This is a genomic window from Microvirga sp. GN3 (genome assembly GCF_055792825.1).
The window spans coordinates 62,351-79,753 of sequence record NZ_JBVVAK010000017.1 but is presented as its reverse complement, the minus strand read 5'-3'; the positions used below and the strand labels follow the sequence as shown (position 1 = coordinate 79,753).

Annotated in this window: 21 protein-coding genes; 17 read left to right on the top strand and 4 right to left on the bottom strand. The window is 58.0% G+C overall.

Annotated elements, in window-relative coordinates:
- Positions 1-649 precede the first annotated feature (649 nt).
- The 3 genes from ACS5Q1_RS11165 to ACS5Q1_RS11155 all read left to right on the top strand — a co-directional run bounded on the left by ACS5Q1_RS11165 (position 650) and on the right by ACS5Q1_RS11155 (position 1,570).
- The gene (locus tag ACS5Q1_RS11165) at positions 650-988 is read left to right on the top strand and encodes a hypothetical protein (RefSeq protein WP_473098248.1); all 339 of its coding nucleotides are present in this window, start codon (positions 650-652) and stop codon (positions 986-988) included.
- A 23-nt stretch (positions 989-1,011) separates the two neighbouring features.
- Positions 1,012-1,299 carry a hypothetical protein gene (locus ACS5Q1_RS11160; protein WP_473098247.1) on the top strand — a complete coding sequence of 96 codons (288 nt, stop codon included), beginning with the start codon at positions 1,012-1,014 and terminating at the stop codon, positions 1,297-1,299.
- A 127-nt stretch (positions 1,300-1,426) separates the two neighbouring features.
- Entirely contained in the window at positions 1,427-1,570 is a 144-nt protein-coding gene (locus ACS5Q1_RS11155) for a hypothetical protein (RefSeq protein WP_203447067.1), read from the top strand.
- Positions 1,571-1,581: 11 nt separating this feature from the next.
- Here ACS5Q1_RS11155 and ACS5Q1_RS11150 read toward each other — a convergent pair whose 3' ends face one another.
- Entirely contained in the window at positions 1,582-1,866 is a 285-nt protein-coding gene (locus ACS5Q1_RS11150) for a hypothetical protein (protein WP_473098246.1), read from the bottom strand.
- An 81-nt stretch (positions 1,867-1,947) separates the two neighbouring features.
- Here ACS5Q1_RS11150 and ACS5Q1_RS11145 point away from each other — a divergent pair, with 81 nt between their 5' ends.
- From ACS5Q1_RS11145 to ACS5Q1_RS11095, 11 genes are all read left to right on the top strand, one after another.
- Positions 1,948-2,370 carry a BA14K family protein gene (locus ACS5Q1_RS11145; RefSeq protein ID WP_473098245.1) on the top strand — a complete coding sequence of 141 codons (423 nt, stop codon included), beginning with the start codon at positions 1,948-1,950 and terminating at the stop codon, positions 2,368-2,370.
- A gap of 282 nt (positions 2,371-2,652) precedes the next feature.
- Entirely contained in the window at positions 2,653-3,060 is a 408-nt protein-coding gene (locus ACS5Q1_RS11140; protein WP_473098244.1) for a BA14K family protein, read from the top strand.
- A gap of 126 nt (positions 3,061-3,186) precedes the next feature.
- A complete protein-coding gene (locus ACS5Q1_RS11135; RefSeq protein ID WP_473098243.1) occupies positions 3,187-3,606 on the top strand; it encodes a hypothetical protein in 420 nt (139 codons plus the stop codon).
- A 75-nt stretch (positions 3,607-3,681) separates the two neighbouring features.
- Entirely contained in the window at positions 3,682-4,104 is a 423-nt protein-coding gene (locus ACS5Q1_RS11130; RefSeq protein ID WP_473098242.1) for a hypothetical protein, read from the top strand.
- Positions 4,105-4,461: 357 nt separating this feature from the next.
- Positions 4,462-5,352, top strand: a complete 891-nt coding sequence (locus ACS5Q1_RS11125) for a hypothetical protein (RefSeq protein WP_473098241.1) — start codon at positions 4,462-4,464, stop codon at positions 5,350-5,352.
- A gap of 74 nt (positions 5,353-5,426) precedes the next feature.
- Positions 5,427-5,762: a hypothetical protein gene (locus tag ACS5Q1_RS11120; protein ID WP_473098240.1), complete on the top strand. Its 336-nt coding sequence runs from the start codon at positions 5,427-5,429 to the stop codon at positions 5,760-5,762.
- Between the two features lie 12 nt (positions 5,763-5,774).
- Positions 5,775-6,206 (top strand): hypothetical protein, encoded by a 432-nt coding sequence (locus ACS5Q1_RS11115; RefSeq protein ID WP_473098239.1) that lies wholly within the window; start codon positions 5,775-5,777, stop codon positions 6,204-6,206.
- Positions 6,207-6,276: 70 nt separating this feature from the next.
- Positions 6,277-6,531 carry a hypothetical protein gene (locus tag ACS5Q1_RS11110; RefSeq protein ID WP_473098237.1) on the top strand — a complete coding sequence of 85 codons (255 nt, stop codon included), beginning with the start codon at positions 6,277-6,279 and terminating at the stop codon, positions 6,529-6,531.
- Between the two features lie 266 nt (positions 6,532-6,797).
- Positions 6,798-7,238 (top strand): hypothetical protein, encoded by a 441-nt coding sequence (locus ACS5Q1_RS11105; RefSeq protein WP_473098236.1) that lies wholly within the window; start codon positions 6,798-6,800, stop codon positions 7,236-7,238.
- A gap of 46 nt (positions 7,239-7,284) precedes the next feature.
- Positions 7,285-7,641, top strand: coding sequence for a hypothetical protein (locus tag ACS5Q1_RS11100; protein ID WP_473098234.1), 357 nt, complete (start codon positions 7,285-7,287; stop codon positions 7,639-7,641).
- 48 nt (positions 7,642-7,689) lie between these two features.
- Positions 7,690-7,815, top strand: coding sequence for a hypothetical protein (locus ACS5Q1_RS11095; RefSeq protein WP_473098233.1), 126 nt, complete (start codon positions 7,690-7,692; stop codon positions 7,813-7,815).
- 63 nt (positions 7,816-7,878) lie between these two features.
- Here the strand turns inward: ACS5Q1_RS11095 and ACS5Q1_RS11090 are convergent, their stop codons facing one another.
- Entirely contained in the window at positions 7,879-8,838 is a 960-nt protein-coding gene (locus tag ACS5Q1_RS11090; protein WP_473098232.1) for a hypothetical protein, read from the bottom strand.
- 2,242 nt (positions 8,839-11,080) lie between these two features.
- On the opposite strand from ACS5Q1_RS11090, the gene ACS5Q1_RS11085 reads away from it, so the two are divergent.
- Positions 11,081-11,809: a class I SAM-dependent methyltransferase gene (locus tag ACS5Q1_RS11085; RefSeq protein WP_473098231.1), complete on the top strand. Its 729-nt coding sequence runs from the start codon at positions 11,081-11,083 to the stop codon at positions 11,807-11,809.
- Positions 11,810-11,869: 60 nt separating this feature from the next.
- Here ACS5Q1_RS11085 and ACS5Q1_RS11080 read toward each other — a convergent pair whose 3' ends face one another.
- The gene (locus tag ACS5Q1_RS11080) at positions 11,870-12,553 is read right to left on the bottom strand and encodes a GntR family transcriptional regulator (protein WP_473098230.1); all 684 of its coding nucleotides are present in this window, start codon (positions 12,551-12,553) and stop codon (positions 11,870-11,872) included.
- A 726-nt stretch (positions 12,554-13,279) separates the two neighbouring features.
- Here ACS5Q1_RS11080 and ACS5Q1_RS11075 point away from each other — a divergent pair.
- Entirely contained in the window at positions 13,280-13,906 is a 627-nt protein-coding gene (locus tag ACS5Q1_RS11075) for a cell wall hydrolase (protein WP_473098229.1), read from the top strand.
- Positions 13,907-13,986: 80 nt separating this feature from the next.
- On the opposite strand, the gene ACS5Q1_RS11070 is transcribed toward ACS5Q1_RS11075, so the two are convergent.
- Positions 13,987-14,460 carry a hypothetical protein gene (locus tag ACS5Q1_RS11070; protein WP_473098228.1) on the bottom strand — a complete coding sequence of 158 codons (474 nt, stop codon included), beginning with the start codon at positions 14,458-14,460 and terminating at the stop codon, positions 13,987-13,989.
- Positions 14,461-14,838: 378 nt separating this feature from the next.
- On the opposite strand from ACS5Q1_RS11070, the gene ACS5Q1_RS11065 reads away from it, so the two are divergent.
- Positions 14,839-17,322 (top strand): MobA/MobL family protein, encoded by a 2,484-nt coding sequence (locus tag ACS5Q1_RS11065; RefSeq protein WP_473098227.1) that lies wholly within the window; start codon positions 14,839-14,841, stop codon positions 17,320-17,322.
- The last annotated feature ends 81 nt before the right edge of the window (positions 17,323-17,403 follow it).

Here is a 17,403-nt window from a genome sequence, read left to right as displayed (position 1 = left end):
GCGGGGCCCGCTGTTACGAATGCAAAGGCACGGGCATCGCCAAGGACGATGATCCGTGCCCCGACTGTCGGGACGAGGCCTGCTCAGGCCGATGCATGGAGACCTCGTCAACTCACTAAGAATTGAGTGGGCGGCTGATGCGAAAGTCGTCGAAAAGGTCGCTCACGAAATGGTGAGAAGCGCTTTCCAGCACCCGGATCTTCTCCTCGACCAGGTCTGCCAGAACACTCCTAGGATGCGAACTCCGAAGTTCGCTCACCGCATTCTTTATCTGCTCGAGGTCCAAGGGAGAAATCGTCGCCCTCTGACTACCTCTTGGCCCTTGTTCCAAAGTCATTCCTCGTCTCCACGTGTGCCGACGATGCGGCGGAATAGCCCCAGCCCAACAGCCAAACCAAGGTAGGGATGGCCTTTGGCGGTTTCTATTGAGGCCTCGATTACGAATTCGTTATTGCGCCGGCTCCTCACCGGCATGTGAACAATGGCCGACCAACAGCATCGGGTCGATTACGCCAGGGGTAATGGAATCCTGGCTTGGTCCGCCGCCAATGCTGGGGAAAGTTGACCAGTTCGATCGAAGATCGTCAGATTTCGTTTACATTTGAGGAAAGGGGAGGATAACGCTCCCCGAAAGCTTGGGGAGAAAAGGATGTTCTCTTTCCTGTCGCAACTCTTCCTGGGGCAGCCGCCGCAGCCGCGAGATTTCGATATCGGGGCGATCTACCACTCTCCCAATCTCCATGCCTTCTTCATGTTCGGGCTTATCCTGCTCTGCATTTGCTTGGCTCCGGCAGTGCTTGCCCTCTGGAAGTCACAAAGGCAGGCATGGGCCACTGGCTTAGGCCTAGTGGTTGTGGTCGGGGTCCTTATCGCTACAGGCGGCGTTTACGCCAGCGGATACTCAGAGGCGAAATACCCGAACCTTCAAGGAACGTCGGCGAAGAAGACCCTAGCCGCCAGCAGCACAAACTCTCGCACATTTGACTAAACCGCACCTGAGGAGAACAGGCCGTGTCTGAATTCATCGTCGAAACGACGATCGCGGGGCCGCAGGCGACCATTGGGGAATTCAGAACCCAGTTTCTGGACTCATTCTCCGTCATTGAAAAAGACAGCCCTGAGGAGATCATCGTCACCCTATCGGGAGGTGACTTGGACCCTCGCCCCACGCTTCTGAACCTGTCCGGTGAATTCCCTGCCCTGAAATTCGCAGTCGTGGAATACCCGGCTCATCCTGGAAAAGATCAGGCGTCCCATCGTTGGATCGCGCAAGACGGGGAAATGAGGCTCGGACAATAGCGACAGCAGCGATCGCATACTGGGGAATGCATTCGTCCAGTCCACGACTCTTGCACGGTCCGGAAGCTTATTTCGGATCATGAGCGTGAAGATGAATTCGGAAAAATCCCCGGAAAGGATCAAGACAATGGCTCGCTTCAACCCGGTTCAGGCAGCTCTCGCCAACGCACGCAGCCAGGGTCGCAGCACCCACAAGGTCGTCGACACCCGCCGCAAGGGTAAGGGCGTCCCCTACAATCGCGCTGCCGCCAAGCGCCGCGACGACTACTGACCGTCGGCCAGTCAGAGATAGCCTTCGAAGCATCGAGGCGCCCACGCAATTCGAATTTTTGAAGGGACAGGGGCATGCTCCACACCAGTCCTGGCCTTGATAGCCTGCGCCATATCCACGCCAAGGGTCAGGCTATTGCCTGTCTCGATCTCGATACCCGCGTTCTCCTGATTGCATCGCCTGTCCTTTTTTTGGCGGGTTTCCTGACAGTGAGCGCCGCACTCGGCAGCGTTCTCCTGATCACTGCCGTAATCACCGCTTTCCTGCTCAACCAAAGGGCTCAGCAGGCGAAGCATTGCGAGTTCCTCCGCTTCTCAGCCCTCCGGCGGCCTCGAGACACGTCTCACCTTCCCTCATCGAAATAGAAAGCAGCCTCGATGCGCAAGTTCACGATCCTGTTCCTTGCCCTCTTCACCTTTGGCGCTTCCTTGGCTGAGGCCGCTGCCCAGTCACGGTATCCCGGAGCCTACCGAGAGACCCGCTACGAGCGGGACCGTTTCTCGGATAACCGGGATCAGTACCGCCGCCATCGGTACGACGAGCCTCGGGATTACGGCCGACGCCACTACCGTCGAGGCGGCAGCGGCGATGCAATCGGAGCTGGGATCCTGGGCTTGGCCCTCGGGGCTGTGGTCCTTGGTGCCCTCGCCAGTCAGGCGCAGGCCCAAGCTGCTCCCCCTCCTCCGGCGACGATAGACCCGCAGCTTGCGGCCTACTGCGCTCGCCGCTTTCCGTCTTATGACCCGATGAGCGGCACCTACCTGACGCGTGCGGGCGAACGGATCGTCTGCACCTACTGAGCGCGAAGCCGCGGCCCGACGACAAAAGGCTCCCAAGGGAGCCTTTTTTAATAGGCGTGTCCTCAAACCCTCTTCCGGGATACCCGGATTAACGCAATCCGATTATTCCGACCCCCATTATAATTCGGATTCTGGACGTCAAACCGGAATTCGAATAATGCCGGATAGGGAATGTTTCTCTCCTTGACGAAGCTCGGTTGAGGGACGGGCTTTGCCTAAACCCCAGATGCCTCCGGGCCACTCCCTCTAAACGATGGCCGAAACCGGCCACAAGGAAAGCCGATGCGTAAGTTCGCTTCTCTGCTGATTGCCGCCTCCATGCTGGCGGCTCCGATGTCCCAGGCCGTTGCGGCTCCGCGCAACCATGCGCCGGAGATCACCAAGGAATACCCGGGTGAGAGCTACAGCCAATACCGCCGCTACTACGGTGGCCCGCGCTATTATCACGGTCCTCGCTACTACCGCCGGGGCGGAAACGGCGGCGCGGTTGCAGCAGGCGTTCTCGGCCTGGCCGCCGGCGCTCTGATCGCAGGCGCCATCGCCAATCAGGCACAGGCTGCCCCGCCACCGCCTCCCGGAACGGTCGATCCGCGTCTGGCAGCCTACTGCGCCCGCAAGTACCGGTCCTACGACCCGAACACGGGAACGTTCCGCGCCAGCAACGGCATGCGCTACGTCTGCACCTACTGAGCAATTCGGCACTGGCCGTTCGGAAAGAGGCTCCAATGGGGCCTTTTTCTTTTTCGTCTATTGCCAAACCCGATCCTGGATTGTCCGATCGACGTCTTAATTCACCCGCTCCGGAACGTATCAACCATGAAAAAGACAGCCATCCTGTTTCTGGCAAGTCTCCTCCCGATCGCAGTACCGGCCGTTGCGGGGGAACTCTACATCTACGAGCATAATCTCTCAGTCATTCATTGGTTTGTCGTTGGGAACGACATCAAAACGACCTATGCCAAACCAAAGCCCAGCCTTGCATCTGCAGGAGTTAAGGAAGACACAGTCCTTTTTGAGGGCGTCTACGAGGGAAACCGCATCGTCGGGACAGCGTATGCCTTCAAGGCAGGCTGCGCTCCGGCTCCCTACGATGTTATCGGTTGGGAACAGGGGAAGGAGATCATCCTGCGTGGGCCAGGTCCGGTCCGCTCGAAATCCGGATGTGACGTCATCGGCTACTCGGCCAAAAGTCCGCACGCCGAGCTAAAGTTCACATACTCGGCGACCCATCATTAAGGTCCGGCAGCTAAGCACCTTGTCTCAAATAGTCTCCGCGATCAGAAGATTTGAGAATCCCCGGAAAGGTTCGCTATGACCGATGCTCCCACCTCGCAACCACAGGACCTTCCGAGCGACCCTATGACGGACGTCGGCCATCTCCTGATCCGCGCCTACAACGGCGATCAGTTCGACCCGTTCTTCGTTCAGGGGCATCCTTCCATGGGCGAACAGTCGGACCGGATCGTCCGGGCCTGCTTCTACTATGCCATCGTGATGACGCCGAAGATCACGATGCTGTACGACAACTGTGGCCGCGGCGGCATGTGCGACATGACCGTCGACGAGATCTCCGTCATCTGGAGAGCCCCTGCCCTGCTCGAAAACCTCGGCACGACCTTCGAGGCCCTGCGGGACGGTACCGCCACCATCACAGCGACTGAGGCTCCGAAGCCCGATATCGATCTCTGGGCACGGATCGCCGAAGCCGAGGGTAAGGTTCTGAAGGCGGCATAGAGCGGTCTTGCAAGTCGAGCCGATCGGTTTCAGGCTCCAGACTATGGCTTGCCTGAACCGAAATCGGCTGTCTCAATGACCTCTCGGTCCCCCCTCAGCGGTTTTATATGTCGCGACGGCCGGAGGAGCCTCGTCTTCGGAGAACGGGCAGACGGCTCCATCGCCCATATCTCGGAAGTCCCAAGCGGGCTGGTTTGCGCATGCAAGTGTCCGGAATGCGGCACCCCCCTGGTCGCCAGGAAGGGTGACCAGACCGAACACCACTTCGGTCATCACGGGTCTGCGGATGGGCGACCATGCGCGACCGGGCCTGAAACCGGGTTACACAAGTTCGCTAAGGAGGTCCTCGCTCGAAATTTGCAGATCTTCCTTCCCACTCTCGAACTCACTAACGGCGACGATCGATGGATTGGCTTCGAAGGCAGGAAGTACAGCTTCGATTCCGCCGTCCTTGAATACCGGATGGGTGGTATCGTCCCCGATGTCATCGCACGCAAGGCGCACCGAGATCTGATCATCGAATTCGCCGTCAACCACGAATGTGGGCCCGAGAAGATCGCCCACATCAAAGCACTCGATCTGAGCGCGATCGAGATCGACCTATCGAAGCTCACCCATGAGGCCCATTCACTCGGGCGCCTGGAGACCGCCATCCTCTATGAGGCTCCCAGGAAATGGCTCCACAATCCACGGCTTCGAGAAGGCGAAGCTGAGCTCGAGGCGAGGAGAAGGAAAAGAGCCAATGCGTTCTCTCGGAAGATCGCCGCTATGTCGCGCTCGTACGATGCCGCACTCAATGATCTCCGCTTGGTCCACAATGAATGTCTCGCCGTACGACGAATAAAGGCTGATAGTCTGGAGAGAGCCATCGGCCATGACGTTCCGGGCTCCGGATGTTTCACGGTACCCCCGCGCGACTGGCAGGCCACGATCCTCGCCGATGTCGTCGATATGGTCTTATCAGGCCGCCAATCTCCGATTACCGTAAAGGGTGCGCTCTGGAAGCTCCAGGAACGCCGGTGGATCAACCGTCGTTTCAGCAACATCTCTGAAGCAGAAGCGACACAACTCCGCAGCACAAACCCGAAGTTCGGGCTTCCTGAGGAGGCAATTCGCTCATGGGCTGCCCTACTGTCCCGGCTCAGTATTCTCGTCCCCATCATTGGTGGAGACCGATGGATTCTTCATCCGATGGTCGGGACCGAAGCTTATTGGGCCCGCTCCGCCAGTCATGGTCGCGGGCAGTAGCCTCCTCTTTCGGATTCGTTTCTCGATCATGACCATGAAGAAATGATCGGGCAAATCCCCGAAAGGATGCTGCAATGGACGCGAGCCGCTACACCCTGAAGCTTCACAAGGACTTCCCCGGCAAGGGCTGGCTCCTCGAGCTCCACATGAAGGATAGCGACGAAGAAGACGTCGCCTTCGTTGAGACATTCCGTGCCACCGCCTTTCGCTACTTGGGCGCGGCACCCCACGGCTTCACCCGCCACGACGACGGAAAGCGTTTCGTTGACACCAACTGGTTTCTCCAGGGCGAAAGCTCCGACTGGCTTATGTTCGAGTTCTGGACCAGCGACCAGACAGCCATTCTCGACGGGGTCATCCGCGTCATTGAGGCGCTGGAAACCCAGGGCGTCTCCGTCGTTCTGCAGTGATAGAATGCCGACATGGCCGATCACTTCAAAACCACCTACTACGTGCTTGATCCCAAAGGGACTGTGCACCGGGTCAAGACCGAAGCCCTCGGGGACCTTAGGGCCCTCGACAGCTTCCGTCGCCAATGCCTCATCCATGGCTATAGCGCCAAGGAGCAAGAACAAGTTGAGGCAGACATCCACGCCAAGATCTATGAGCAGATCTTCGGAGGCGACATCATCAAGCACGAGGTCCAGCACGCTTTCCTTGAGGCGAACGGCACGCTGGTCGATCACGAAAGCCCAAAGGCGTTCTTCGAGGCCATCGGTTACACCCGCACCTTGAGGGATCGCTGCAAAAGGCAGCACAAGCGGTACATGGAGGACGGGAAGCTTCCCGGCGGCGGCTTCGTCTGCAATGACCCAGCCCCCTACCATGTCGATCTGCCAGGGTTCTCCGCCTAAGAGCCTCATCTCCTTTCGGGACATGTCCATGAACCAATGATTGGGCAAAACCCCGAAAAGGAGATTGGACATGAGGATCCGGCGCTTCAGCAGCTTCGACAAGACCATCGGATCCGACCGCGACACACTGGTCAGCGAGTTCCTCGACGTCAGCACTGCCACTGAACACGAGTTCTCCAACGAGCTCGGCCGTCAGCGTTACGCCCGCTACATCCATGCAGTCGGCTGCCTCCAGTATGGCGACAAGTTTCTCGCTGACCTGGAAACGGCTTACGCCAGTGGGGTCGTTCAGCGCCCCACTTTCCCCGTTGGGGAGACTGCCTGATATGGACGCCGCAACCCAGGTCAACACCCCGTCCATGACCTATGAGGCGTAGAAGGCTCAGGCAGTCGATGACCATTGCCAAAGGTACGACATCAATAAGGTCGGCCCCTGGCGCACGGTCTGACGCCAGCAACCCGCCTCCACAAGGGGCGGGTTTTCTTATGCTCTCACTTCCAAACCCCATCGCCTTGGATTCCGGCTCATCTCAATTCTCGATTGGGATTGTGAAGAGATGATCGAAAAAATCCCCGAAAAGGAGCAAGGCGATGGACACCCTCGAGCAATTCACGGCCCTGTCCGGCATTCGCATCCAGGTTCTGGCTCAGGCTATCGCCTGCAAGACAGCCTTTGCTCGTGACCTCCATGAGCGTCTCGCCCAGCAGCTCGCCTACATCTGCAAGAAGCTCCGGCTGGACATCGCCGTCGCAGCCCGCTTCGGAGACGAAGACGAAGGCGCCTTCGGCTGGGAAGGCCCGGACGAGATCCATCTGATCGACAGCCTCTACATCGATCACGGGACCCGCGAGTTCCAGATCAATGGCGAGAACTGGTACTCCCTGGATGGAGACGGCGAGCCGGTCGCTTCTCCCGCGACTGCCGAGCAGACGGAGGGGCTCGATCGCTTCATCGAGGAACTCGCCCAATACGGCATCCTCGTCACTGCCAACTACGTCTTCATCCCCTGCGAGGAGCAGATCGCGGCCTAAGCGCCGCCCTCCCATCGTGTCGATTTCACAGCTTCGGAGAGACAGCATGACCGCCGCATCGCTCAACAAGCCGGCCCCGCTCATCTGGACCGATCGCATGTCCACCGGCATGAGCCACGACACCTACTTCGGCGGCCAGACGCCAGGTGAGCAGATCGTCTACGTCCTGCGCAGCGATCTCATCCTGGACAAGGGCATACAGGAACGCTGGGAAGTCTCCTGGAACACCGGCTGCTATCCGCGCCGACTTCCAGAAAACCGGTACCATCCGACCCTCTGGGCCGCAGTCGAAGCCGCCGAGGCGGAAGTCACCCGGGTCACCGCCCAGCCAAAACAGCCCTGCCGGGCCTGTGGTCCTCACTGCGATATCTGGCGGGAGAGCGCGTTGGCCCTTGCGGCTTGAGAACCCAATCCCTCGATTCCCCTCACGACAACAGGAAGGATTCCGTCAATGTCGATTACCGTGAAACGACCGCGAAAGCGGTTTCCCTGGAAGGGCATGCTGCTCAAGCGGGATTGCTACCGCGATCTCAGCACCTGGTGGAGCGAGAGCTTCTCCCGCCGGAAGAAAGCCTAATTGGCACGAAACAAGGCCCCCGACAAAAGGGCCTTTTTCTATGCTCGTGTCGGCAAACCCCGGCTATTGAGCGGCCAACGCCTTACGAAGCTGAATAGCAACCTCGGTCGTTTCCTGATCAAGGCGTTCTACCTCAGCACTCACCTCAGGCGTCCAAAGCATCGAATTCCGGCCGAACCTCTCGAAGATATCATCCTGAGATTTTTCGAGCTTGCGCTGCCGATCTCGCAAAGCCTGGATCTCGGGCGTGACAACCGCCTCGACGGGTTCGTCCATGTCAGTCCGCGGCACGAGATAGTAGTTCCGGTCCTGATCCGGGACGGCACGATAAAGGTGCTCTGGATAGTCCTGACCCTCTTCCCAAGCCTCGGGCTCAAAACCAGACCAGTCGCCTTCCTGGTGGTGCTCGGCCAGAAGGTCATTGGATGCAGATGAAATCGTCACCGCTGCCGCAATATGAACGGCTGCATGTTTCCGCTTCTCACTCGGAGCAGACTTCGGCATCTCGACAGGCTTTGCCCTCTGCTCGACGACAGGGACAGGCCCATTGGGCGCTGGCGACGCCGCAGCACCCGTCTCCTGAGGGGATACAGTCTCAGGAACAGGGATCTCTGCTCTCTCGCTTTCTTTTTTGGAAAGAATGAAATCGGCCACTTCATCATCAATGCCAGGATACTGTGCCTTGATGGCCGCACGCTGCTCATCGGTGAAAGTGCCCTTAGGCACGATGTAGCTATTGGTCACCCGGAAGGCGCGCCTGCCCTCCTTCAGAGCCTTCCGGTGCTCCGCTACAAGCACCTCCTGATCGTCCAGCTTTTTCTTCTCAGCCTCTTTGGCCGCGAGCCGACGCGCGATCCACTGTTCGCCTTCCTCACGGATCTTGGCCATTTCAGCATCGATTTGTTGTCTGCGCGATTGCACACGCTTCTCGATCACGCCGGGACGCTCCGCGCCCCAGGAGTAGCGCTTCCCGTCCTTGCGGGCCGTATTGACAGATACTGATCCGGTCGCAGCAGCGCCCATCACAAAGCCTCTCACTTCGTCAAAAACAGGAGGCGCGCAGTTGGACTCACACCTCCGAATTAAACCGGAAGGTAGCAGCCTTATGGTCAAGATTCAACGAAGTGAAACCTAGAAGGTCGAATTTAACTGACACTCAAGTGGCAGTTATCACCAGAAACCTCCTGCCAGTCCCGCGCGCCGGATAGGCAGATGGTCGGCAAACTGACCTGTCGCACAAACGGCAGGTCCGAAAAATCTCACCTGACAGCCCAAAGTAAAACGGTCTGACAGGTCAATTTCCAGCTCACCTTTCACACTTCGGGTGAGCGACAGGTCCGAAGATTGGAGGCCTGCCACATCTTCTCCGGCCTGGCGGACACCCCAGCAGCCCTCCGTCTGCTCTCTGGGAGGCAGTCCGTCCGCGATCGAGCGATGGTCGACAGCAGTCAGTCCTCGCTTGCTCCATATACCCATGCGACACCCGACGCCTGGTCCGATCGCGCTCCGACGGGATCCCTGCTCAATGGAGCCGTCTGTCCCTTCAGCTCGGATATGAAAGGTGGGTTTCGACACCACCTGTCATCAGTTCCGGCCCAATCCGTCAGGTCCAGTTACGAGACACCTTTCATTTGGGCGACAGGTCATACATGCGGGCACCTGCCATAACCTCCACCAAACCCTTACGACGCAAAGGTTTGGCTTCTTTGACACTCCCTTGCGACTACAGATGCGGGAGAAAACCAAGCTCGCCTCCTGCCAGGAGCCTGCGACCGACACGCCCCATCAGACGGGCGGGATCGGCCACGGCCCTGCCGGAGCAAGTGACAGGTCTGGAGCAAAGCGGCCTGACACACCAAGCCGTCGCCCGGCCCTCCCCGCCAGTGCCATCGAGGCCGAAGGCCACCCTCCCCGCCTGGTCGAGGCACACCAGCGGACCAGCCGACATGACAGGTCACGAAGCCCTCGGCCTGTCAGTGAAGTGACAGGTCATGCCATAATGGACCTGTCACCCTTTCTCCCGTTAGATCGCAGTCGATCCTGGTCGCTGAAGCTTCCGGATCTCCCGAGTGCACCGGCCGGACTCGCCAGCTCACCGGCCAGACTCCATTCGTGCAAAGTAAAACCCCTGATCGGAGCGTTCAGAGAGCGCCATGTGTCTTTTGCTTGGCCTGAATACATAACCTTAGCTTGACGCTCCAGCGTATCGCATAACAGCGCGTGTGCCCCCGCGATCCTACTAGAGCGTATTCACATCAGTTTGCACTGCCGGAATACGTTTTCACGGCAGACTGAGACGCGCTCTCACTGTGCGCGCGTCCCCAAACCCGCCAGGAGCGGCCTGGAGGCCGGTCGAGGCAGGACAGGCTCAAAGGCCCTCGATCGGCCCGGGAGGGGCCGCAGGCCCCGTTTTACGTCCCGTATGCCCCTACCCCGCCGACGGGCATAGCCTGCGGCTGTCGGAACACCTCTGAGGCTCTCAGACCCCCAACAGGAGGGGTCCAGAGGGAGGTTTAGGGGCAGGATAATTTTTAGGGCCCAATACAGCAGTTTTGGCGCACCTATCGGTTCGCCAAAAACTGCTTAGTGAAACATTGGTCTCTGCGAGGCTGTCCCGGCGCGCTTTGGCTGAGGCCAAATCGCACGATCCAGACGGATCGTGGCCGGGTAGGAGCGAGGCTTCCGGTTGCTGAGCGCAACCACGCCTCGCCATCTAGGCGCGAAATCCGCGCCTATCGTGAATACTATGTGATTACTTGCCGTCGCAGAACGCTCCAGCTGCGGGCGGACGACAAGCGTCCGCATGCTCTCTCGGCCTCTGCCGCTCTCAGGAGCGGCAGAGGCCAGGCTGACAAGCAGCCTTTGGTATTGCAGGATTGTCCCAGCGAGGGCCGCTGGTAGGATCATCCAGGCGCTTCCTCGGACCATTCGGTCCATTCTTGCGCCTGATCCTTTCATCCAATGTCGGAAATCATGGAACGACGCCACAGAGATGCCTAGCAGACCGCTGAGGCTGGGCCTCTCGAGCGCTCCAACCAGAGTTGCCGAGCAACTGCCCTGTTGGAGATCGCAATTTCACCGGCCCGAACCGGGCCTGCTTTCAGGCGCACACTTTGCGAAACTGCATAGCTTCCGCCTGCGCCCTTCGCCCTGTAGGAAGAACCAACAGACTGCTTGCCTCGTTAAATCGAGCCGCTGAAATAAAAACTCTGCCCGATCGGGACACCGTTAGGATCCCGCTCAGCGGAACGCGCCCGAGGGGAACATGCCACAGAACATCTACGACAATCCCGAGTTCTTCTCGGGCTACAGCCAAATCCCGCGCCAGGTCCATGGCCTTGCCGGGGCCCCCGAATGGCCCCGGGTCCAGGCCATGCTCCCCGCCATAGCGGGAATGCGGGTCGTGGATCTCGGCTGCGGCTTCGGCTGGTTCACCCGCTGGGCGATAGAGAACGGCGCAGAGTCCGTTCTTGGCATCGATCTATCTGAGAACATGATCGCACGTGCTAGAGCCAACACTGCCGATCAGATGATCGAATACCGGATCGCAGACCTCGAAGGGCTCGAGCTCCCCAAGGCCACCTTCGATCTCGCCTACAGCGCCCTCGCCTTCCACTACGTCGAGGATTTCGGCCGTTTAGTGAGAGCTGTCCATCAGTCCCTCGTCCCAAGCGGCTGGTTTGTCTTCACCATCGAACATCCCATCCTCATGGCTGCAAGCCATCCCCGTTGGTGGACCGATGAGGACGTACGCAAGACCTGGCCCGTGAACCGGTACTCGGTCGAGGGGGAGCGAAGAACTGACTGGTTCACTAAGGGCGTGCTCAAGTACCACCGCACTATGGGCACCACATTGAACACGCTAATCGATGCTGGGTTCACGATCCGCCATGTGGAAGAGTTCGCCCCATCGGCCGAGCAGGTTCAGGAGAACCCCGGCCTCGCCGAAGATGTTGAGCGTCCGATGTTCCTCCTTGTGTCGGCTCAGGCCTGACACGGGACTCATATATCTCTCGCAATCGAGGAGTGCCGGTCCCCGATTGGGCTCCGACCTTTAAACCTTATCTGAGGCCCTCCGGCCGTACCTGACCTGACGCGCTTCCCCAATAACAACCCGAGTGCTTTGCACATGCCGGCGCATCAGCAGCTCGGACAAGGGGCCGTCCCCGGATTCAATCGCCTCGAAGATCCGGACATGTTCGATATGCCTCACTTGGTCCCGTCCCTCGTTCCGTCCCCAGTGCATTCGGTAAAGGATCCGATTGTACCGCCAGAAGTCATTGTTCATCAGGCGTCCAATTTCCCGGTTTCCCGAGATCTCGATAATCTTTTGATGAAAGTCGATGTTCGGTTCGTCAGCAGCGCCCCCAATAGTCTCTCCTGAAATCTGGGTCGCCTCCTGCGCGATGATGGCCCTTAGCTCCTCAATGTCCTTCTCTGTGGCCCGTACGGCGGCTCTGAAAGCTGCTCGACCCTCCAAAACCTCCCTCAACTCATAGAGGTCTGCCACGCCTTCAGGGGTGAACACCGTAACCCGCGCGCCAGAATATCGATGGCGCTCAATGAGCCGCCTCTCCTCGAGCAAACGCAGCGCTTCACGAACGGGCGCTCGGCTCACCCCGAGGCGCTCGGCTAATGCGGCCTCTTTCAGCTGCGCCCCAGGTTCAAACTCGCCGCTTAGGATCGAGGCAGCGATCTTTTCCGCGACTATATCAGGAAGAGAGAGGATCTCATTCATCGAAGCGTAGCCATTGTAGGCAGTCTCACTTTATACAATCTTACTTTATAACATCTGCCTTCAATGCGATCTGACGCGGTTCCCCAGAGAGGGCCCGCCACTTCTTCCCGGTTGTGGCATAAATGTGTCTGGACTCGGACCAGTCTTCGTATACAACCGGCCATAGTTTAGTTGCGTAACAGGAGACGCCCATGTGCCGGGTCGTTTCGAGTCTAAGTTTGCCCTCCAACAGCAAGGGCAACCAACTTCCATTGGGTCGCATGGCCTCCGCGAGCGGCTGGCAATGCAGGATCATGCCTGCCTCAAACACGCTCGCTTCCCCCAGTCTCAAGCCATACCTTCGCGTCTGATGATTCAGACCAAGAGTGACGAGTGTCCAAGCCCAATCGAGGTTCGGATGTTCCAAACGCCAAATTGCGCCGGTCCCACCACCATTCGAACCAACTGAACTTCCCGACTATCACCTACAGCCGGAAACATTCGGATCGTCAGGAAACTGCTTAGCCGAGTTCCCCTTTCAGGTTCGTTACTGACGACGCCCAGCTGCCAAGGCCCAGAGAAACTGATCTGATTGCTGGCCTCGATCATTGATTAAAAGAAAGAAGACGAGAACTCGGTAGGACAGCGGCCACTTACTCACTCAGTTAGGGACTGGCCAAGCGTCCGCGAAATAGAAAGGACTTATCCGAATTTGCGTTCTGCCGCAGCAGTGCGGTAAAAGAGGCTATGAGCCAAAACGCAAATCAAAACTCAGCCTTGTCCATCTGGGCGGCCAGCCTACTCTGTCTAGCGCTTGGTGGATGCCAAAGCGCCCTCTTCAGCCAGACCGAGCGGGTATCCACTCCCCGGACAAGCGTTCAATTCAATGCGCCAGCGCCGAGGGAGACGCGAAAGCAGATCGCGTTAGTGAGCAGCAGTGCTCATGAATGTCTAGCTCGGGCAATGTACTTCGAGAGCAATCGCAACAGTGATGACGGAATGCTTGCCGTTGGAACTGTCGTGATGAACCGGGTCGAGTCATCCAAATATCCGGACACAATCTGCGGAGTTGTTGGTCAGAAAGGGCAATTCGCCAGCGGCGTCTTGACCAAGCCAACTCTGGATCCAGGCTACTCGCGCGCAAAGATCGTCGCGTCCGAGGTGCTCGCTGGCGCGAGGCACACCGGCGTCGGTCGATCAATGTATTTCCATACTGCCGGATTCAGGATTCGGTTAAAAGACGCCAACTATCTGGTAGTGGCCGGCGGCAACGCATTCTATACCAGGGGCTCGACCACAGAACAGGCCATGCCCACTTTCACAGCGCTGAAGCTCGCATCGCTTCAGTTCTCATCTGTACAGTTTCTCCAGTAATATAACGCAAAAAGGCCGCCAAATGGCGGCCCCCTGCGAACACCCTTACGAAATCTCCGAAGGGTCTGGTGCGTCAGAGCTCATCTCTGCGCATCGTCAATGACGTTGACATTGCTTGCGACAAGGGTCAGCGAAACAACGCGCTCGCCGTCATCTTCCGAGTATGCAAACGGAACAATCGTCCCGCGCACCTCGATCAAATCACCTGTGTTCAGCGAGGACCTCATATCCTCACACTTTGCTGGCTCGCGGACGATAATCGTCAGTTCACACGCGCCGTCTTCTGGGATCTCTTCCAAATTCTCAGACGTGGCCAGGGCGATCTCCAGATATTTTCTCTGGCGCATCCCCAGAACCCGGCCCGAGACATTGAAGCCTGCTCTGAACTTCGGCAGATCAGCGAAAACTTCATCCATTCGATCCACAAAACGCTTATCCCGATACACAACGCTCGTTGCGGCCGCGACAGCTTCGGTGAGCCGGGAGAGATTTCCACTAATTGCGATCGGGTGGAAAATCGATTCCCTTATACTTCCATCAACTGATCCATCCATTTTCCTGGTTGCCCCTTTGGGTGACTGTTTGCGTCCTGTTTTGGACAGGATTCTTATACACGGTAACTCGGACTCAAACAAAGCTGAATCCCTGTGATGGTAAACATCTGAACTATGAATTTTAGAGATTGTGGAAGGACCGCTGCGGGCTATCTGTTTCCTCATCTGGAAACGTAAAAAACGCAATGTTTTCGAGCGATTAGCACAACATTCGTTCAACCGGCTTACGGCGGCAGAACTGCACCTTTTCGGCTCAGTTTCGGACTGCACCAAAGCGTCTCAGTGCGGGTTAACACCGAGTTTGAACGATGCCTTACGGTTCTTTAAATCGGCGATTTATGGTATGTCAGACCTAGTGTCCAATTTGCAAATCAAACGATGACCGAACAAGAAGCCGAAGAAATGGTTCGCCGCGATACCGCTCGCGCACTCGCGATTTCAGGTCGGATCGCTGAGGCGGAGCGTAGAGCGCAGGAGCGATTGAGGCGCCGGAGCACCTCACCAAAGAACTTGAAAGCTCTTCTGGACGCGATGCACTCGCCTGGGCTTCGGTCAGCCAGAGACTTCAATCGTTCGATCGCATTCAAAACAGCTCCAAGGCCGCAGGCCCCCGATACCGGTGGGGTCACGTTTCACTTCTCAGTTACCTATGTATCAAAGACCAACCGGACTGTCGCTGCTCACGCAGGTAGATCTCCATCGGGAAGCGCTGAGCAGCATGAAAGCTATATAGAACGGGATGGAGCAGCGGAGGTTTTTGTAGATCCCGAGTCCCGGCACTTTGATCAAGAGAACGCGGCCGGTGGACAGGTCTATATTGAGCGGCCTGCAGCGGCAGAAGTACAGGAGGAGGGTGCCGTCGTCATTTCCTCTTTCGGAAACATCGCTGATACAAAAGAGGAGCGCCTGGCATTCTGGCGCAAGCTTGAGGAAATTGAGCAAAGCCCAAGAGGGCATAAGTTCACAATTAACCCATTCCGGGGAGCAGAGTTCTGGAGCAGCGTAAGAGCTCAGGTAGACGCTGGGAAGAGCGTTCCCAATGTCTTGCTCAAAGCTATGCAACACTGCCAGAGCGACATCACCCCCCTCGAGGTCACGCTCAAGGATGAAGACGCAATTGAGTTGCTCAAGTTCGCTAGGCAGGCTGGTGACTTCGACACCCATGGGTCAATCAAGGTAGCGCTAGGGCGAGGCGGCAAGGTTCAGACCCGAATTATCGCAGAGTTGCCCCACGAGATTACTGCTGCGCAGCGCCTCAAACTGGCGAAAGATTATTGCGCCGAATTTGAGCGTATGGGTGTGCCATACTGGGCAGTGATTCACGCACCGGATAAGCACAACGATAAACGCAACTATCACATCCATATTGCGCTTAGCGAAAGGCCTGCGAAAAGGATGACCCATCCGAACACCGGTGAGGTCGTCTGGGACTTCGAGATTGCGGAAGTATACAAAAACAAGTGGAGGCATGTGCGAACCCGATATCCGTTCGCTCAAGAGAGGGTTCGGGAGATGTGCCACCCCTCCTGGGTAGGCATTGAGCGTAGGCGCTACAAGAACATCCTCAATAAGGCGTTGGAAGCGGCCGGCAGTTCTAAGCGCTACGACCACCGCTCCTACAAAGCTATGGGCCTCACTCAGAAGGCGAAGAAGCGCATCGATCCGAAGATCTACGCCAAGGAGCGCAAGGGCCAAGTTACAGAACAAGGTATCGAGGCAGCCCGTCAGCAATGGGACGCTGCAAAAACCGAACTCGATCAGCAGAGCATCAAAGCCGCCGCCACGGCCGTCAACACAAGCTACAAAAACCGGGCATTTTTCACGACCCTGCACTCAGCAGGTCATGCGGACTCGGAACGCTTTCAGGGATTGATCCGGCGGTCGGCGGACCTCTACAGCCTTGTGATGTCGGCGGTAGCATCCCAAACTGCCGCAAACTTTGTGGCCGACAAGCTGGTCTCCCGAGCGCGTTTGAAAAAGCCCGCACAGAGAACCAAGGTCGATAAGATCCTCATCGAGGTAGCGTCGGAAATCAGGGCTTCCGAAGGTAAGCAATTCGGGGCGATCGCCGACCGGTTCGCAGCTGAATACCGGGAGAAGGCCTCCCAGATCGCACACATCCGCGCTGATTTTGCCAGGTCATTCCAGAAACAGCTTTTCGGCCAGCTACTCGATCTTGTGGCTCCCAGCAACCCGGGGCCCGGCCCGAAACCGCGCCGGCGCGGGATGTCCCTTGCGGAGGTCTCCGCTATGACCGCTAGTTTGTTTCCAAAGCATACCAGCTTGTCTGATGCACCATCCAAGCCTGCCCCGCCGCCTCCTCAGGGGTCTGCCATCGACCGCTATCTGGGCAAGAACTTTTTCGATCCGAAGAAGGCCGGCAAAATGCCCGAGCGTGGACCCAAACCGGCTCAACCTTCCAAGGCGTCTCAGGTGAAGGAAACGACCACTAAGCGACAAGCTCCAACTGCATCGGCCGGGAAGGGGCCGGATACAAAGGCGGCATCCTTAGATCCTAAGCCCGAGGCAACACAAAAGGCCCCGATCACTACTCCGCAGCAGCCAAGTCCGACCCCGACCCAGGCGCGATCCGATGTGGCTGAACGTTCGTTGCCGAGCCAGGCGGACCAGAAGCCGCCAGCCAAGCCCACTGCCGCGCCAGCTGTTGAGCCCCAACGCACCTCCCCTCAGGTTGCCCCTGTCCCAGCGCCTGTGGCCGAAGAACTGCCGCGGAAAAAGCGGAAGGTTCGGAAGACCGGCGTCGAAGCGCCCGCGGAGCAGAAGCCTACTGCCGCAGATACGGATACCCGCCGTCGCGCAATCCTTGCCCAAAAGCGCCGCACCCGCGGTAAAGGCCGGTGATTTGCAGTTTAATTCCCGTGTTGTTCTTGTAATTCGGAGGAGTGCTGATACTTTAGCAGGTATCAACCTCCCCGATTCAGG

Coding starts and splice junctions, on each gene's coding strand:
- ACS5Q1_RS11105 (WP_473098236.1), top strand. CDS start 6,798: ATGGACACCCTCGAGCAATTCACGGCCCTGTCCGGCATTCGCATCCAG.
- ACS5Q1_RS11130 (WP_473098242.1), top strand. CDS start 3,682: ATGACCGATGCTCCCACCTCGCAACCACAGGACCTTCCGAGCGACCCT.
- ACS5Q1_RS11165 (WP_473098248.1), top strand. CDS start 650: ATGTTCTCTTTCCTGTCGCAACTCTTCCTGGGGCAGCCGCCGCAGCCG.
- ACS5Q1_RS11145 (WP_473098245.1), top strand. CDS start 1,948: ATGCGCAAGTTCACGATCCTGTTCCTTGCCCTCTTCACCTTTGGCGCT.
- ACS5Q1_RS11120 (WP_473098240.1), top strand. CDS start 5,427: ATGGACGCGAGCCGCTACACCCTGAAGCTTCACAAGGACTTCCCCGGC.
- ACS5Q1_RS11135 (WP_473098243.1), top strand. CDS start 3,187: ATGAAAAAGACAGCCATCCTGTTTCTGGCAAGTCTCCTCCCGATCGCA.
- ACS5Q1_RS11150 (WP_473098246.1), bottom strand. CDS start 1,866: ATGCTTCGCCTGCTGAGCCCTTTGGTTGAGCAGGAAAGCGGTGATTAC.
- ACS5Q1_RS11065 (WP_473098227.1), top strand. CDS start 14,839: ATGACCGAACAAGAAGCCGAAGAAATGGTTCGCCGCGATACCGCTCGC.
- ACS5Q1_RS11075 (WP_473098229.1), top strand. CDS start 13,280: ATGAGCCAAAACGCAAATCAAAACTCAGCCTTGTCCATCTGGGCGGCC.
- ACS5Q1_RS11095 (WP_473098233.1), top strand. CDS start 7,690: ATGTCGATTACCGTGAAACGACCGCGAAAGCGGTTTCCCTGGAAGGGC.
- ACS5Q1_RS11070 (WP_473098228.1), bottom strand. CDS start 14,460: ATGGATGGATCAGTTGATGGAAGTATAAGGGAATCGATTTTCCACCCG.
- ACS5Q1_RS11115 (WP_473098239.1), top strand. CDS start 5,775: ATGGCCGATCACTTCAAAACCACCTACTACGTGCTTGATCCCAAAGGG.
- ACS5Q1_RS11110 (WP_473098237.1), top strand. CDS start 6,277: ATGAGGATCCGGCGCTTCAGCAGCTTCGACAAGACCATCGGATCCGAC.
- ACS5Q1_RS11090 (WP_473098232.1), bottom strand. CDS start 8,838: ATGGGCGCTGCTGCGACCGGATCAGTATCTGTCAATACGGCCCGCAAG.
- ACS5Q1_RS11085 (WP_473098231.1), top strand. CDS start 11,081: ATGCCACAGAACATCTACGACAATCCCGAGTTCTTCTCGGGCTACAGC.
- ACS5Q1_RS11155 (WP_203447067.1), top strand. CDS start 1,427: ATGGCTCGCTTCAACCCGGTTCAGGCAGCTCTCGCCAACGCACGCAGC.
- ACS5Q1_RS11140 (WP_473098244.1), top strand. CDS start 2,653: ATGCGTAAGTTCGCTTCTCTGCTGATTGCCGCCTCCATGCTGGCGGCT.
- ACS5Q1_RS11100 (WP_473098234.1), top strand. CDS start 7,285: ATGACCGCCGCATCGCTCAACAAGCCGGCCCCGCTCATCTGGACCGAT.
- ACS5Q1_RS11080 (WP_473098230.1), bottom strand. CDS start 12,553: ATGAATGAGATCCTCTCTCTTCCTGATATAGTCGCGGAAAAGATCGCT.